The sequence below is a fragment of the Streptomyces sp. NPDC007808 genome, from assembly GCF_042868655.1.
Lineage (GTDB): Bacteria > Actinomycetota > Actinomycetes > Streptomycetales > Streptomycetaceae > Streptomyces.
On sequence record NZ_JBIAEQ010000007.1, the window covers coordinates 278043 to 292225 of the forward strand.

At 73.1% G+C, this 14183-nt stretch carries 16 protein-coding genes and 1 pseudogene; 9 read left to right on the plus strand and 8 right to left on the minus strand.

The genetic code is table 11. The features are described from left to right. Positions 1-25: 25 nt before the first annotated feature. Positions 26-1216, minus strand: coding sequence for a flavin-containing monooxygenase (locus tag ACFYNL_RS26770; RefSeq protein WP_388807540.1), 1191 nt, complete (start codon positions 1214-1216; stop codon positions 26-28). Between the two features lie 221 nt (positions 1217-1437). Then, positions 1438-1902, minus strand: coding sequence for a nuclear transport factor 2 family protein (locus tag ACFYNL_RS26775; RefSeq protein WP_388807541.1), 465 nt, complete (start codon positions 1900-1902; stop codon positions 1438-1440). A gap of 162 nt (positions 1903-2064) precedes the next feature. Here ACFYNL_RS26775 and ACFYNL_RS26780 point away from each other — a divergent pair, with 162 nt between their 5' ends. From ACFYNL_RS26780 to ACFYNL_RS26795, 4 genes are all read left to right on the plus strand, one after another. After that, positions 2065-2394, plus strand: coding sequence for a hypothetical protein (locus tag ACFYNL_RS26780; RefSeq protein ID WP_388807542.1), 330 nt, complete (start codon positions 2065-2067; stop codon positions 2392-2394). A 125-nt stretch (positions 2395-2519) separates the two neighbouring features. Then, positions 2520-2966 carry a DoxX family protein gene (locus ACFYNL_RS26785; RefSeq protein WP_388807543.1) on the plus strand — a complete coding sequence of 149 codons (447 nt, stop codon included), beginning with the start codon at positions 2520-2522 and terminating at the stop codon, positions 2964-2966. Beyond that, positions 2966-3355 (plus strand): Zn-ribbon domain-containing OB-fold protein, encoded by a 390-nt coding sequence (locus ACFYNL_RS26790; protein WP_388807544.1) that lies wholly within the window; start codon positions 2966-2968, stop codon positions 3353-3355. The genes ACFYNL_RS26785 and ACFYNL_RS26790 overlap by 1 nt, the downstream gene beginning before the upstream one ends. A gap of 255 nt (positions 3356-3610) precedes the next feature. Continuing rightward, positions 3611-4483, plus strand: coding sequence for a GNAT family N-acetyltransferase (locus ACFYNL_RS26795; RefSeq protein ID WP_388807545.1), 873 nt, complete (start codon positions 3611-3613; stop codon positions 4481-4483). 13 nt (positions 4484-4496) lie between these two features. On the opposite strand, the gene ACFYNL_RS26800 is transcribed toward ACFYNL_RS26795, so the two are convergent. From ACFYNL_RS26800 to ACFYNL_RS26815, 4 genes and pseudogenes are all read right to left on the minus strand, one after another. Then, complete coding sequence (locus ACFYNL_RS26800) at positions 4497-5153, minus strand: pyridoxal 5'-phosphate synthase (RefSeq protein ID WP_388807546.1); 657 nt, start codon at positions 5151-5153, stop codon at positions 4497-4499. Positions 5154-5180: 27 nt separating this feature from the next. Continuing rightward, positions 5181-5351: pseudogene (locus ACFYNL_RS26805) on the minus strand (pyridoxamine 5'-phosphate oxidase family protein); the annotation flags it as partial. 87 nt (positions 5352-5438) lie between these two features. Continuing rightward, complete coding sequence (locus ACFYNL_RS26810; RefSeq protein WP_388807547.1) at positions 5439-5615, minus strand: hypothetical protein; 177 nt, start codon at positions 5613-5615, stop codon at positions 5439-5441. A gap of 151 nt (positions 5616-5766) precedes the next feature. Next, positions 5767-6939, minus strand: a complete 1173-nt coding sequence (locus tag ACFYNL_RS26815) for an acetyl-CoA acetyltransferase (protein ID WP_388807548.1) — start codon at positions 6937-6939, stop codon at positions 5767-5769. A gap of 76 nt (positions 6940-7015) precedes the next feature. Here ACFYNL_RS26815 and ACFYNL_RS26820 point away from each other — a divergent pair, with 76 nt between their 5' ends. Together ACFYNL_RS26820 and ACFYNL_RS26825 are read left to right on the plus strand one after the other, a co-directional pair. Then, positions 7016-8209, plus strand: a complete 1194-nt coding sequence (locus tag ACFYNL_RS26820) for an acyl-CoA dehydrogenase family protein (protein ID WP_388807549.1) — start codon at positions 7016-7018, stop codon at positions 8207-8209. Beyond that, positions 8206-8682: a nitroreductase family deazaflavin-dependent oxidoreductase gene (locus tag ACFYNL_RS26825; RefSeq protein ID WP_388807550.1), complete on the plus strand. Its 477-nt coding sequence runs from the start codon at positions 8206-8208 to the stop codon at positions 8680-8682. Before ACFYNL_RS26820 ends, ACFYNL_RS26825 begins: the two co-directional genes overlap by 4 nt. A 7-nt stretch (positions 8683-8689) precedes the next feature. Here ACFYNL_RS26825 and ACFYNL_RS26830 read toward each other — a convergent pair whose 3' ends face one another. Continuing rightward, entirely contained in the window at positions 8690-9313 is a 624-nt protein-coding gene (locus ACFYNL_RS26830) for a LysE family translocator (protein ID WP_388807551.1), read from the minus strand. Between the two features lie 82 nt (positions 9314-9395). On the opposite strand from ACFYNL_RS26830, the gene ACFYNL_RS26835 reads away from it, so the two are divergent. Beyond that, a complete protein-coding gene (locus ACFYNL_RS26835) occupies positions 9396-9848 on the plus strand; it encodes an Lrp/AsnC family transcriptional regulator (RefSeq protein WP_388807552.1) in 453 nt (150 codons plus the stop codon). A 106-nt stretch (positions 9849-9954) separates the two neighbouring features. Here ACFYNL_RS26835 and ACFYNL_RS26840 read toward each other — a convergent pair whose 3' ends face one another. Further along, positions 9955-10590 carry a TetR family transcriptional regulator gene (locus tag ACFYNL_RS26840; protein WP_019758484.1) on the minus strand — a complete coding sequence of 212 codons (636 nt, stop codon included), beginning with the start codon at positions 10588-10590 and terminating at the stop codon, positions 9955-9957. A 134-nt stretch (positions 10591-10724) separates the two neighbouring features. Between ACFYNL_RS26840 and ACFYNL_RS26845 the strand changes: the two genes are divergently transcribed. Together ACFYNL_RS26845 and ACFYNL_RS26850 are read left to right on the plus strand one after the other, a co-directional pair. Next, positions 10725-11474 (plus strand): VOC family protein, encoded by a 750-nt coding sequence (locus ACFYNL_RS26845; RefSeq protein ID WP_388807553.1) that lies wholly within the window; start codon positions 10725-10727, stop codon positions 11472-11474. Positions 11475-11705: 231 nt separating this feature from the next. Continuing rightward, a complete protein-coding gene (locus ACFYNL_RS26850) occupies positions 11706-14069 on the plus strand; it encodes a PQQ-binding-like beta-propeller repeat protein (protein WP_388807554.1) in 2364 nt (787 codons plus the stop codon). Positions 14070-14183 lie beyond the last annotated feature (114 nt).

The following is a 14183-nucleotide window of genomic DNA, read 5'->3' on the forward strand; positions in this document are numbered from 1 at the left end:
GGACCACGTAGGAGAGTTGAGCGGTCTACGTCACCGGCAGCCGTGAGACCCGCAGCGACCTGTCCCGGGCGACGGATTTGGCGATCTTCGTCGCGTCGATCGCCATCTCCCGGAGGTTGCCGCTGATCGGGTTGGTGAAGCCGGTGAAGTAGAGGCCGGGCGCGTTCGCCGGGGTGCGGCCGCCCCGGGCGGTCGGCCTGCCGCGCGGGTCGAGGACGCCGAGGTGTCCGACGAGGCCCTCCAGGGCGCGGACGTAGCCGGTGGCGGCGATGACGGCGTCCGGCGAGAGGCGGCTGCCGTCGGCGAGGATCACCTTGTCGCCCTCGAAGCCGTCGACGGCGGCCACGATCTCCACGCGGCCCTTGCGTACCGCGTCGACGAGACCGACGTCCAGCACCGGGACGGCGCCTTCCTCGACCCGGCTGTACAGGCCGGTGTCGGGGCGCGGCAGCCCTTGCGCCGACAGGTCGGGCACACTGAGCCTGGCCAGCGGCCTGGCGAGCCGGTCGACGAGCCCGACCGGCAGCCGCCGTACGAGGATGCTGGTGAACTGGGCGGCCCACCCGGCGGTGGAGCGGCGCACGATGTGCGGAGTGGTGCGCACCGCCAGCCGTACCCGCGAGGCCCCGCCCTCCGCCAGGTCCACGGCGATCTCGGCGCCGGTGTTGCCGACGCCGACGACCAGGACGTCGCGGCCGGTGTAGGGCGCCGGGTTGCGGTACGCGCGGGCATGCAGGAACTCGCCGCTGTAGGTGTCCCGTCCGGGCCAGTCGGGGATGCGCGGCGTGTGGTTGTGGCCGGTGGCCACGACGACCGCGGCGCCGGTCAGTTCGCGGCCGCCGGTGGCGCGCAGCAGCCAGCCGGAGCCGTCAGGGGAGGGCTCGACGCGGGAGACCTCGACGCCGGTGACGATCTCCAGGTCGTGGTGCTCGGCGTACTTCTCCAGGTAGCGCACGACGTCGTCCCGGGACACCCAGCGTCCGAAGCGACGCGGCATCGGCAGCCCCGGCAGGCCCGACAGCCGGCGGGTGGTGTGCAGGTGAAGCCGGTCGTAGTGGCCCCGCCAGGAGGCGCCTATCCGGTCCGACTTCTCCAGCACGACGGCACGCAGTCCTTGGGCGCGCAGGGTGTGTGCGACGGAGAGTCCACCTGGGCCGCCGCCGATGACGTAGACGGGATGGTCCGTGTGGTTCGGGGACGCTGTGGAGTCGGCCATGGTCGGGAGCGTAATCACGCTGTCGGTTGATGGGTCTCGGTCAAGACCGGAATTGGTTGCGGATCGATCACGACTGTAGGAGTTGCGGGCGGGGTCTGTGACGTAGGTCGCCTGGTTGTGGCGCGGCGGTGGATGTGGCGCGGATCCCGGCGGGGTGTGACGAGGGGGGAAGCGGAGCGGGAAGTGGAGGGGGAGCGGAGCGGGAAGCGGAGGGCTCGTCCTCAATCTCCGGGGGCACAGGCCCGGGCGATCGAGAGGCTGTTCTCGTAGAGGTGGTGGCGCGTGATCCGGCCGTCCTCGACGGTGAGGCGCAGCGCGAACGGCCCCTCGAAGGACTTCCCCGTCGCGCACACGGTCCCCGAGAGGTGCCCCGTCAGGACGGCGTCGGTGCCGTCGACGAGGAAGGCGTCCACGCGGGCCCGGGCGTCCTCGGGGACCGTGTACCGCATCAGATCGGTGAACTGCGCGGCGCATTCGGCGCCGGTGGAGCGCGGGCGGATCCAGGGGACCCCGGGATTCTCGGCCAGCACCCAGTCCACCTCCTCGGCGAAGAGCTCGACCAGCCGCCCGGTGTCCCCGGCCAGCCGGGCGGCCAGGAACTCCAGTACGACGGCCCGGGTGGCCTCGGTGACCGAACAGGCGGCGGTGCCCGGACGTTCCCTCACGGCGGCGGACTCGGCGGTCATGACTCTCTCCTCGCGACTTGGGCGGGCTGCGGCGGGCTGCGGCGGGGGTCCCCGCCGGTGTGCCCGATCCTGCCGGGGGAGTGCGTGGCGGTCGATTACGCGGGAGGTAAGGAGCGGCGCGCCAGGCCGTTCCCCTGGCATCCTCTGCCCCGAGGAGGGTCCATGGCACTGGGACGCAGGGGCGCACGGCGCATCGTCGTCGACGGCACGGCCTACCGCTGGCGGGTGCGACGCCGGCCGACCTCGGTGCAGGGGCTGTGCTGGGCTCCGTGCAGCTTCGCGGTGGAGTGCGCGGATGCCGTCGGGGCGGTCCTCGTGGTCGTCACCGACCGGCCCCGTGCCGACAACTGGATCGGGCGGGAGACGCGGCCCGTGCTGCCGTCCGATGTGGCCCGTGCCGTCGAGCGGGCCCTGCGGGAGGGCTGGGCCCCGACGGCACCGGGCTCCCCGTTCCTTCTCGACCTGTCCGGCGGCTTCGAGGCGTCGCCCTGAGGGAGGGCGGGCAGTGCCCCGCTTCCGGAAGCCGGGCGGGCCGCCCTCGCCTGCCGGGCCGCGCCGTTCGGGACTGCGCCGCACGGGCGTTGTCGGCCACCCTTATCTGACGTACCGTCAGATCCATGGACGCGATCTGGCTCACGGGTGCGCAATGGCTGGCCGTGCTCCGCATAGGCCTCGGGCTGTGGTGGCTGGAGAGCTGGCGGCACAAGGACAAGAAGAGCTGGTTCGAGGGCGCCGGGATCAGGTGGGCGGCGGACGTGGCTGCCAAGCACCGCTGGAACGCCGTACGTTCCGGATTCCGGGCCGTCGTGGCGCCCCGGCCACGGGCCATGGCGTACGTCGTCCTGTACGCGGAACTCGCCCTCGGGCTCGGGCTCGTCCTCGGGTTCCTGACCCCGGTCGCCCTCGTCGGCGCGCTGCTGCTCAACGGCCTCTACTTCGCCCTGATGATCCACGACTGGGCCGAGCAGGGCCAGAACTCGATGATGGCGCTGATCTCACTGGTCGCGCTGTTCGGGATGTCGTGGCAGTCGTGGTCGGTGGACAGCGCGCTGGGGCTGTTCTGATGCGGTACGACGTCCCCGAACCCGACGCGTTCACCCGGCCTTACTGGGACGCGGCGGCGAACGGACGGCTGCTCGTCCGGGCCTGCCGGGCGTGCGGTCGCTGCCACCACTACCCCCGCGAGTTCTGCCCGCACTGCTGGAGCGAGGACGTGACCTGGCGGCCCGCGAGCGGCCGGGCCACCCTCTACACCTGGTCCGTCGTCCACCGCAACGACCTGCCGCCGTTCGGGGAGCGGACACCGTACGTCGCCGCGGTCGTCGACCTCGCCGAGGGCCCGCGGATGACGACGGAGGTGGTGGAGTGCGCGGACCCCGGGCGGCTGTACGCCGGGATGGACCTTCAGGTCGCCTTCCGGGACGGGGTCCCGGTGTTCCGCCCCGCGAAGTGACCCGCAGGGGTTCGAAGCCGGCCTCGCCGGTGCACCGCTCGAACGCGACCACGCCGTCGGCCACGACTCCTCGCATACCGGGACAAGGACCTGCGCGCGCGAGCGGCGACGGGCGCCCCGGACGTCAACCAGCCGGCCCGCGCGGCGTGAACACGGCGCCCCTCGACGCCCGCCTGGGAGTGGGCTCTTGTGTCGGGTTCGTATCCACGGCGGAAAACCGTGCACAACTGCCCCCGGGGCGCGGGATCATGAGCTATGCGCCCGGACCACTGGTACTGCACCGAGGACCTCACCGGCTTTCTCGCCCACGCCGGTGGCTTCCTGCGCTCACGCCCCGATCTGCACACCGTCGCCCTGACGGTCACCGAGTCACTGCGCACGAACGGGCTTCGCGCGTACGGCGACGAGGCGCCCGTCTTCGGTGTACTGGAGCTGGACGGGCAGGTGCGTGCCGCCTACTTCCGCACCCCGCCCTACCGGCTGAACGTCACCCCCCTCACCCCCGAGGAAGCCGACGCCCTGGCCGCCCACCTGGTGGCCCTCGGCCACCCGGTGCCCGGTGTCATCGCGGCGCACGAGACCGCCGAGGCCTTCGTCGCCGCCTGGCGGCGGCACGCGGGCGTACGGGCCGCGGTCAGCCAGCGCCAACGCCTGTACCGGCTGGGCAACCTGACCCTTCCGCAGCCCGCCCCGGCGGGCCGGGCACGGATCGCCGGCCCGCACGACCGGGAGCTGCTGGCGCGCTGGTACGCCGAGTTCGTCGAGGAGGCTGGGCATCACGCCGCCCGTGACGCCGAGGCGTGGGCCGACTCACGGATCGCCTACGGAGGCGTCACCCTCTGGGAGGCCGAGGACGGCACCCCCCTCTCCATGGCCGGCGTGACCCCGGTCGTCGCCGGCCAGGTCCGGGTCGCCCCCGTCTACACCCCGGCCCCACTGCGCCGGCGCGGGTACGCGGGCGCGGTCACCGCCCGGGTCAGCCGGGCCGTGCTCACCTCCGGGGCGCGTGAGGTGCTGCTCTTCACGGACCTGGCCAACCGCACGAGCAACGGCCTCTACCAGCGCATCGGGTACCGGGCGGTGGTCGACTTCGCGGCGTACGACTTCCGGCGGAACCGCACCTACTGACGGGCGCGGGCCCTCAGGGCCAGAGCAGTTCCCTGGCCCAGCCGTCCGGCGTACGGCGATAGACGAGCCGAACGTGGCGGCGCTGCGCGTCGCCCTGGAAGAACTCCACCTCCTCGGGCCGCAGGCGGTAGAGGGTCCAGGACGGGACCGGGGCGTCCGGTTCGTGCCGGGCCCGTTCCCAGGCCGCCCGAGACTCCCGCGCCAGCTCCTCCAGCGAGGACAGGACCTCGCTCTGGCGGCCGGTCAGGGCCGCCGCCAGCGCCCCGGTCGAGCGGGCGTGCAGGTCGGCCTGGGACTCGGTGGACGGGGCGGCCGTCACCGCGCCCCGCACCCGCACCTGGCGGCCCTGCGCCGCCCAGTAGAAGCCGAGGGCCGCGTGCGGACGGGCGGCGAGCTGACGGCCCTTGCGGCTGCCCGCGTGGGTCGCGAAGGACCAGCCGGACGCGTCGGCGCCGTGCAGCATCACAGTCCGTACGTCGGGCAGGCCCTTCTCGTCCACCGTGGCGAGGGACATCGTGTGGGGCTCCACCTGCCCGGCCTCGACCGCCTGCGCGAACCAGTCCGTGAAGAGGGTGAGCGGGTCGGCGGGCGCGGCGCCCGGGTCGAAGGAGGGCAGGTCGACGTCCCAGACCCGCAGCGACCTCAGCAGCTCATGAAGATCCGTTGCCATGCCCCGATTGTGTCCCGCGGCTCCGGCTCACACCTGACCGAGGTCGGACGACACCCAGCGTTCGGGCCGCATGTGCAGCACGACCTGCTCGCCGTGGTCCTTCCAGGCGGACTCGACATAGCCGTCGACCTTCTCGGCCGGAAGGTAGCGGGCCGAGATCTCCCGGAGCTGGTCGAGGGTGGCGGGGGCCGTCTTCACGCTGATTCAGTTCTCACGAGGGCCGAGCCGTAAGAGGGCCCTCTCCGCAGAGTGTTCCTGCGGAGAGGGCCCGTCCGTGTTTCCACGTCAGTGGCGCTGCTCGCTGTTCTTCACCGGCCGACGCAGTACGTTCCTGATGCGCCACCACAGCTTGCGGGCACGTGGGGTGTCAGTGGCGTAGCTGTTGCCGAGCCGGATGCCGTCCGCGGTGCCCCCCAGTGGTGTGCCTTCGGGTGAGTACCGCGTGGGGGGGTGTTCGGCCATGCGCTTCTCCTACGGATTCGGAGACCTGGTCCCGCATCCCTTGCGCAGTTCGTTGTCGGAGCGGGTCTTCGGGCCCCAGCCGATCCCGCTGGCGCACGCGACGCCGGCAGCGGGTGGGCGCTGGGTGGTTCGAGTTGTCTCGATCATCGTCTCAATCCCTGCCCAGTACCAACGTCCCCGACGAGCAGAACCATCCCCCGGTCGCCGAAGCGACTGCGAGGCGCGGCAGACTCCCTGCGCGGCACCGGACTTGGCGCTCGCCGCCCTCGCCGCGCAGCTGCCGCACCGCCTCGACCAGAAGGAACAGCCCCCGCATCCCGGGGTGTTGGGCCGACAGGCCGCCGCCGTCCGTGTTGACCGGAAGTTCCCCGCCCCGCACCAGCAGCCGTCCCTTCTCCACGAAGGCCCCGCCCTCGCCCTTCCCGCAGAAGCCGAGGTCCTCCAGGGTCACCAGGGTCATGTAGGTGAAGGCGTCGTAGATCTCCGCGAAGTCGATCTCCTGGGGCCGCACGCCGGCGCGTTCGAAGGCGAGTCGTCCGCTCACCGCCGCCGGGCCCGTCGTGAAGTCGGGCCATTCGGACATGGCGCAGTGCGAGACGTGCTCGCCCGTGCCGAGGATCCACACCGGTGCCGTACGGCAGTCCCGTACGACATCCTCGGCGGCCAGCAGCACCGCCGCCCCGCCGTCGGAGCGCAGGCAGCAGTGCAGCTTGGTGAAGGGGTCCGCGATCATCGGACCCGACAGGACGTCGTCCACGGTGATCGGGTCACGGAACATGGCCTCGGGGTTCAGTGCCGCGTTCGCCCTGGCCTGGACGGCGACCTGCGCCAACTGCTCGATCGTGGTGCCGTGTTCGATCATGTGGCGGCGGGCGGCCATGGCGTACTTGGCGATCAGGGTGTGGCCGTAGGGGACCTCGAACTGCGCGGGGCCCCGGGAGCCGAAGGAGAGGTTCCCCGTCCGCCGGCCGGCCCTGACGTCCGCGCGGGCCGTCGAGCCGTAGACCAGGAGCACGGCCCGCGCGTGCCCGGCCGCTATCGCGTCCGCGGCGTGGGCCGCCATCACCTCCCAGGTGGAGCCGCCGACGGAGGTGGAGTCGACCCAGGTGGGACGCAGGCCCAGGTACTCGGCCACCTCGACGGGGGCGAGGGTGCCCAGGCCGGCGGAGGCGAAGCCGTCCACCACCGCGCGGCCCAGCCCGGCGTCGGCGAGGGCGCGGCGGGCCGCCTGGGCGTGCAGGGCGTACGGGGTCGTGTCGTCCAGGCGGCCGCAGTCGGAGAGGGACACCCCGACGACGGCGACTTTCCGGCTCCGGGCGGTCATGCGAGGCCTCCAACCCCTGGGCATATCGCTGCGACCCTCCTAATATGACGGCCCGTCAGATACGGAGGGAAGAGCCATGGACGCCCGCTTCACCCCCGAACAGGACGAGATCCGCCGCACCCTCCGCGAGCTGCTGCACAGCCGCTGCGGCCCCCGCGAGCTGCGCGCGGCCCTCGACACCCCGGCCGGACACGACCCCGCCCTGTGGGCGGACCTCGCCGGCCGGCTCTGCCTGCCCGGGCTCGCCCTCCCCGAGGCGTACGGCGGTGTCGGCTGCTCGTCGACCGAACTCGCCCTCGCCTGCGAGGAGACGGGGCGCGTGCTGGCCCCCTCACCGCTGCTGGCCACCGCCGCGCTCGCCGCGCCGCTGATCGCCGCCCTGGGCACCGCAGCCCAACGCGCCCGGCTGCTGCCCCGCCTCTGCGGCGGCACGCTCACGGCCGCCCTCGCCGTCCCCGGTACGGCGCTCGCCACCGCCCTCGCCCTCACCGGCGCGGGCGGCGGCGACTGGGCCGGTGGCGGACGCGCCGGAGGTGTGCAGGCGCGGCGGACGGAGAGCGGCTGGCGGCTGTACGGGCAGGTCGACCAGGTGCTGGACGGGCACAGCGCCGGGCTGCTGGTGGTCGCCGCGCACGCCGGGGGGTTCGTCCGCTCCCGCACCCTGCTGTTCCTGGTGCCGGGGGACGCGGCCGGCGTCGTCCGGACGCGGCAGACGGCGCTGGACGCGACACGACCGCAGGGGCGGGTGCAACTGCGGGACGTGGAGGCGGAACCGCTGGGGGAGGAGAGCGCGCAGGTGCTGGGCGCCCTCGCCGACACCGGGGAGCGGACCGCCGCCGTCCTGGCCTGTGAAGCCGTGGGGGCCGCCGACCGGGCGCTGGAGCGGACCGTGGAGTACGTCGGGCGTCGGGAGCAGTTCGGCCGGCTGATCGGGTCCTTCCAGGCGGTGAAGCACCGGCTCGCGGACGTGTACGTGGCGGTGCAGGCGGCACGCTCGGCCGCGTACTACGCGGCGTGGGCGACGGCCCACGGGGAGCGGGTCGGCGGGCTCGCCCTCGCACAGGCCCTGGAGGCGCTGCGGATCGCCGCCGCCGAGGGGATCCAGTTGCACGGCGGCATCGGTTTCACCTGGGAGCACGAGGCCCACCTGTACTTCAAGCGGGCCGCTGGCGACGAGCTGCTCTTCGGGCCGGTGCACCGGCTGCGGGCGCACGCCGCCGAGACGGCCCGGCTCTTCACGGTCGCCGAGGCGCGGGAGGTGGCGGTGTGATCGGCGTGCGCCTGGTGCAGAAGGTGTCCTCGACGCGGGGCTTCGCCAAGCTCGCCCCGCACGTCGTCCCCGCGCTCGACCGTGCCGTGCACCGGCTCACCCGTGGCAAGGTGCTGCTCAGCGCCCAGCTGCTGCCCGGGGTGATCCTCACCTCGACCGGCGCCCGCAGCGGTCTGCCCCGTCGTACGCCGCTCGCCTGCATGCCCGAGGACGACGGCCGCTGCTGGATCCTCGTCGGCTCCAACTTCGGCCGCCCCGGCCACCCGGCCTGGACCCACAACCTCCTGGCCCACCCCGAGGCCGAGGTCAGCTGGAAGGGCCGGGACGTCCCGGTCACGGCCCGGCTGCTGGAGGGGGACGAGCGGGCGGCGGCGTGGCGGGCGGTGCTGGAGTTCTGGCCGCCCTACGCCTCGTACCAGGCGCGGGTGGAACGGGAGATACGGCTGTTCAGGATCGTCCGTCGCGCCCGGTGAGCCGGGATCACAGCGTCGCCAGGCGCTGCACCAGCAGGAACGCGCCGATCCCCAGCATCGCCGCCCCCGACGTGCGGGTGACCGCCCGCGCCGCCGCCGGGCGGGCGCCGAGGACCGCGCGGGCCCCGAAGCCCACGGCCAGGTAGACGGCGGCGCAGCACACCATGTGGAGCAGGCCGAGTACGGCGGTCTGGGCGGGGACCGGCAGGTGGTCGCCCTTCGTCACCAGGAACTGCGGCAGCACCGAGAGGTAGAGCAGCAGCCCCTTGGGGTTCAGGCCGCTGATCGTCGCGCCCCGCAGAAAGGCGCGGGACGGGCTCGCGGCGACCGGCTCCTCGGCGGCCCCCGGCGTGCCCGGCCGGCGCAGTACGCCCCATCCCAGCCACACCAGGTAGCCGGCGCCTGCCGCCGTCAGCGCGGTCAGCAGCCCCGGCTCACCCGCCACCAGCACCGCCAGGCCGGCCGCGGCGAGGGCCGTGTGCAGCGCGTACCCCGTGACCAGGCCCGCCACCGCCGTCGACGGCGAGCGGTCGCGCAGTCCCGCGGAGATCGCGTACGCCCAGTCGGCGCCCGGAACGCAGACGAGCAGCAGGTCGATGGCGAGGAAGGAGAGGAGCAGTCCGGAGTCCATGGTGGCGACATTAGGCGTGAATGGCTCGAAAGTGTTGTCGAAGTTTGCGGGTAGGGGGCCTCATCGAGGGAAGATCTGCCTCATGGACGACGTGGACAGAAAGATTCTTGCCGAGCTCCAGCAGGATGGGCGGCTGACCGTGACCGAGCTGGCCGCGCGGGTGCGGCTCAGCGTCTCGCCGTGCCACCGGCGGCTGCGGGAGCTGGAGCGGGCCGGCGCCATCAGCGGATACCGGGCCGTGGTGGACCCGGCCGCCGTCGGCCTGAACTTCGAGGCGCTGGTCTTCGTCTCCATGCGGCAGGAGGACCGGGACACCGTGGCCGAGTTCGAGCGGGCGCTCGGCGATGTGCAGGAGGTGCTGGAGGCACAGCGGTTGTTCGGCGAGCCGGACTACCTGCTGCGGGTCGTGGCCGCCGACCTCGCCTCCTACCAGCGGCTGTACGACGAGCGGTTGGCCACGCTGCCGGGGGTGCAGCGGCTGACGTCGACGCTGGTGATGAAGCACGTGGTGAAGGACCGGCCGCTGCCAGGCTGAGCGGCCGGTCCCCGAAAGCGCAGCGGGCGGTGGTCCACCCGTGAGTGAACCACCGCCCGCGAGACAGGACTTCGGGATCCGGAGAGCGGCTGCCGGCCTCCCGGTGCTACTTGGTCGGCTTCTTGCCGGTCACGCCCAGATGCACCAGGAGCGCCAGGTTGGGCTTGAGTTCGGCCTGCTTGACGCCCCACGTCTGGAAGCCCTTCTGGTGCGAGGCCACCGCCGCGAGCATCGCGACGAGCGACCCGGCGACCGCGGCCGGGTTGACGTCCTTGTCCACCCTGCCCTTGGCCTGCAACTGCGCGACGGCGTCCGCGAGGGAGTTGTTGACGGAGTTCAGGATCTTCATGCGGATCTTGTAGAAGCGCTTGTCGCCCTCGGACGCGCCGAGGTCGACGACCCTGAGGATCGCGTCGTTCTTGCGCCAGAACTCCAGGAAGCCGTCCACGAGTTCCTGCGCGGTCTGCCAGCCGGCCTTGCCGACCCAGCTGCGGCCCTCCACGAGCTCGGTCAACCCGGCTCCCTCGGCGGCCATTTGCTCGGCGATCTCCAGGACGGCGCCCTCGACGTCCGGGAAGTACTGGTAGAAGGTCGCGGGCGAAGTGCCCGCCTTCCGGGCGACATCGATGACTTTGACGTCCCGGTACGGGGAGGAGCTGAGCATCTCGCTGAGGCAGTCGAGCAGCTTCTGCCGGGTCGCCTGCCCACGTCGGCCGGCCACGCGGCCGTCGACGGTACGCACTTGTCCTGTCATGTCGTCAGCTTACCGAGGCGTGATCGGGGCGCGATTCGGCCGACTGCAAATGGGGTGCGCGAGGACGTGGAGGCTGGTGTGCCTGGTCTGCGGGTTGCGCGCAGGGCCGTTACTTTGGCGGCATGGCCGAAAACAGGGCATCCGCGAACGGAACGGGATATCGGGAGGGCGTCCCGTGCTGGGTGGACGCGCAGCTCGCCGACGTGGAGGCGGGCAAGCGCTTCTACGGTGAGCTCTTCGGATGGGCCTTCGAGGAGGCTTTCGACTCCACCGTGCTCGCCCGGCTGGACGACGAGCCCGTCGCCTCCCTCTCGCGCAAGACGGACGGGCGCATGCCCACCGTGTGGACGGTGTACTTCGCCACCCCGGACGCGGGAGCGCTGGCCAGGCGGGTGCGCGAGGCCGGGGGGCAGGTGGTCACCGCGCCCGTGGAGGTGGGGGACGCGCTGGGCAGGGTCGCCCTGGTCACCGACCCCGAGGGTGCCGTCTTCGGCCTCTGGCAGGCGGGCGAGCACAAGGGTTTTGGGCGTCGGCACGAGATCGGCACCTTCGGCTGGGCCGAGCTGTACGCCCGGGACACCGAGGTCGCCAACGCCTTCTACGGCGAGCTCTTCCACGACGCCCTGTTCGGCCCGGACGCCGAGCCGGACTTCGGGCGCGCGGCCGTCGGGGAGGTCTTCCCGGCGATGATGCCGCCCCACTTCGTCGTCCACTTCCGGGTGGCGGACTGCCAGGAGGCCCTCGGTACGGTGAACCGGCTCGGCGGACGCGTCCAGGTTGCGCCCTTCGAAACGTCGTACGGGACGGTGGCGGTGGTCAGCGACGACCAGGGGGCGTCCTTCGCGCTCCTGGAGCGCCGGACCGCGCCGTAGGCCTGACCTGGGCCCCACTCGTGCCGTCCCACCATGCGAGCCGGAGCTTCCGGTGGGGCCACGGCTGTGGTTTTGTCCCAAGACACCCCGTTCCGCCCTCGGGTTCGCAACCACGCCCTCGGACAGGAAGAATCGGGGTGCGTGCCGCCAAGGCGGTGCGGTGGTGAGACGCTGCACGGGGTCGCGTACATATGTGGGTGACGCGGCTCGTACGGGGAGGTGGCAGGCAGAGTGGTGGATCAGCTGACGCAGCACGATCCGCGCAGGATCGGGCCGTTCGAGGTGCTCGGACGGCTGGGTGCCGGCGGCATGGGGCTGGTCTATCTCGCGCGCTCGGCGTCCGGGCGACGCGTGGCGATCAAGACAGTGCGTACGGAACTCGCCGAGGACCAGCTGTTCCGGGTCCGCTTCACCCGTGAGGTGGAAGCGGCCCGCGCGGTCTCCGGCTTCTACACGGCGGCCGTCGTCGACGCCGACCCGCGCGCGGCCGTGCCGTGGCTGGCCACCGCGTACGTCCCCGCGCCCTCTCTCGAAGAGATAGTGAACGAGTGCGGGCCGCTCCCGGCCCAGGCGGTGCGCTGGCTGGCGGCGGGTGTGGCTGAGGCCCTCCAGTCGATCCACGGCGCCGGTCTCGTCCACCGGGACCTCAAGCCGTCCAACGTGCTGGTCGTCGAGGACGGCCCCCGCGTCATCGACTTCGGCATCGCGTCCGGCGTATCGAACACGCGTTTGACGATGACCAACGTCGCCGTCGGTACGCCCGCCTACATGTCGCCGGAGCAGGCGAAGGACTCCCGGAGCGTGACCGGCGCGAGCGACGTCTTCTCGCTCGGCTCGATGCTGGTCTTCGCCGCCACCGGCCACCCGCCCTTCCACGGCGCCAACCCGGTCGAGACCGTCTTCATGCTGCTGCGCGAGGGCCCGGACCTGGAGGGCCTGCCGGACGAACTGCGTCCGCTGATCGAGTCCTGTATGCAGATGGACCCGACGGCCCGCCCGAACCCCGCCGACCTCCAGGCCCAGCTGGCCCCCCACCTGTTCGGCTCCGGCTCCGACGACAGCGGTACGGCCTCGGCCTGGCTGCCCGAGCGGGCGGTCGGCCTGATCGAATCCCGAAGAGGCGGCCGCCCGGCGGCGAAGCCCTCGACCGGCGGTCGCAGCGGAGGCCGGATCGCGGCCCCCGTGCCGCCGCCGCCCTCGCGCGACCCGGTGGTGCCCGGCCCGCAGCCCGCCCCCGTCCCGGTCGGCGCCCCCGACACCGGCCCGGTACGGCTGGCCGGCGCGGCGGTGCCCATCGGTCCCGGGCCCCGGGTGGCCGACGTCCGCTCCGCCGCGATGCAGGCCCCGCCCCCGGAGGCCGGCCTGGTCGCCTCCTGGACCAAGCCCCGCCCCGGCGTCAACGGCGCGGATCCCGCCGTGGGCCCCGCCGTACCGGCGCCGCCGCCGCTGCCCCCGGAGACGGCGGCCGGCTGGCGCCCCTGGCGGTTCCGCATGTCGAACGACGTCTGGGGCACCCCCTCGGTCGCCGACGACCTCGTCTACGTCACCTCCTTCGAGGTGCACGCCCTGGACGTGGCGACCGGCCGGCGCCGCTTCAAGACGCGGGACGTGGCCTGGTCGATGGCGGTGGCGGACGGCCGTATCCACGCCTCCGACGGACCGACCCTGTTCGCCCTGGACTGCCGCGAGGGCGCCGACCTCTGGCGCCTGCAGACGGACGCCTGGGTGTACTCCCTCAAGGCCGAGCGGGGCACCGTCGTCACCGGCACCCGCGGTGGCGGGGTGCAGGGCTGGGAGGCCTCGAACGGGCAGAAGCTGTGGGAGATCACCGGGGCGCAGACCGACTTCGAGTCGCCCGAGGCCGGGCCGGCGCTGTACGACGGCACGGTGTACGTGTGGCAGGACGCCAGGCTGCGCGCCCTGGACGCCCGTACGGGTGACGAGCGCTGGTCGTACCCCATCGGCGACGCCGCCTCCTGCGGCGGGGTTCCGGTGCGGGTGGCGCAGGCGCCGGACGGTTTCGTGTACGTCTCGGCCGGGACGCGGGTCCTCGCGCTGGACGTGGCGAGCGGCCATGTCCGCTGGCACTTCGAGGCCCCGGCGGTCTTCCTGTGCCCGCCCGCCTTCGTACCGGGTCCGGCGGTGACCGGCGGCGGCGTGTACCTCGCCGACTACCTCGGCACCGTCTACGCCCTGGACGCCACCGACGGCCGCGACCGCTGGCGCATCGCGACGGAGTCCCGTTCCTCCACCGACCCGGTGCTGGTGGCGGCGGGCCATGTGCACGTCGGCAGCGGCAAGGGCCTGTACACGCTGGACGCGGTCACCGGGACGCCGAAGTGGCGCTTCCAGGCGGGTGGCGACATCGTGGGCGCACCGGCGGTCGCCGAGGGCCGGATCCACTTCGGCTCCACGGACCATCTGCTCTACACCCTGAAGGCCGACGACGGGCGGCTGCGCTGGAAGCTGGCGACCGGCGGCGAGATCACCGGCTCCCCGGTGGTGAAGGACGGGGTCGTGTACGCGTGCAGCAAGGACCGCTGCGTGTACGCGCTGGACGCGGAGAAGGGCACGGGCACGGCCCGCGGCGCGTAGGGCCTGTCGTTCGGATCACGCCGGGTCGCGGGGCCCCCCGGGGGCGTTCGTGACGGCCGTCGTACCGGCACACGGAAGGGATCCGGACGGCGGCCGTCCCGCACGGAGGCGGTC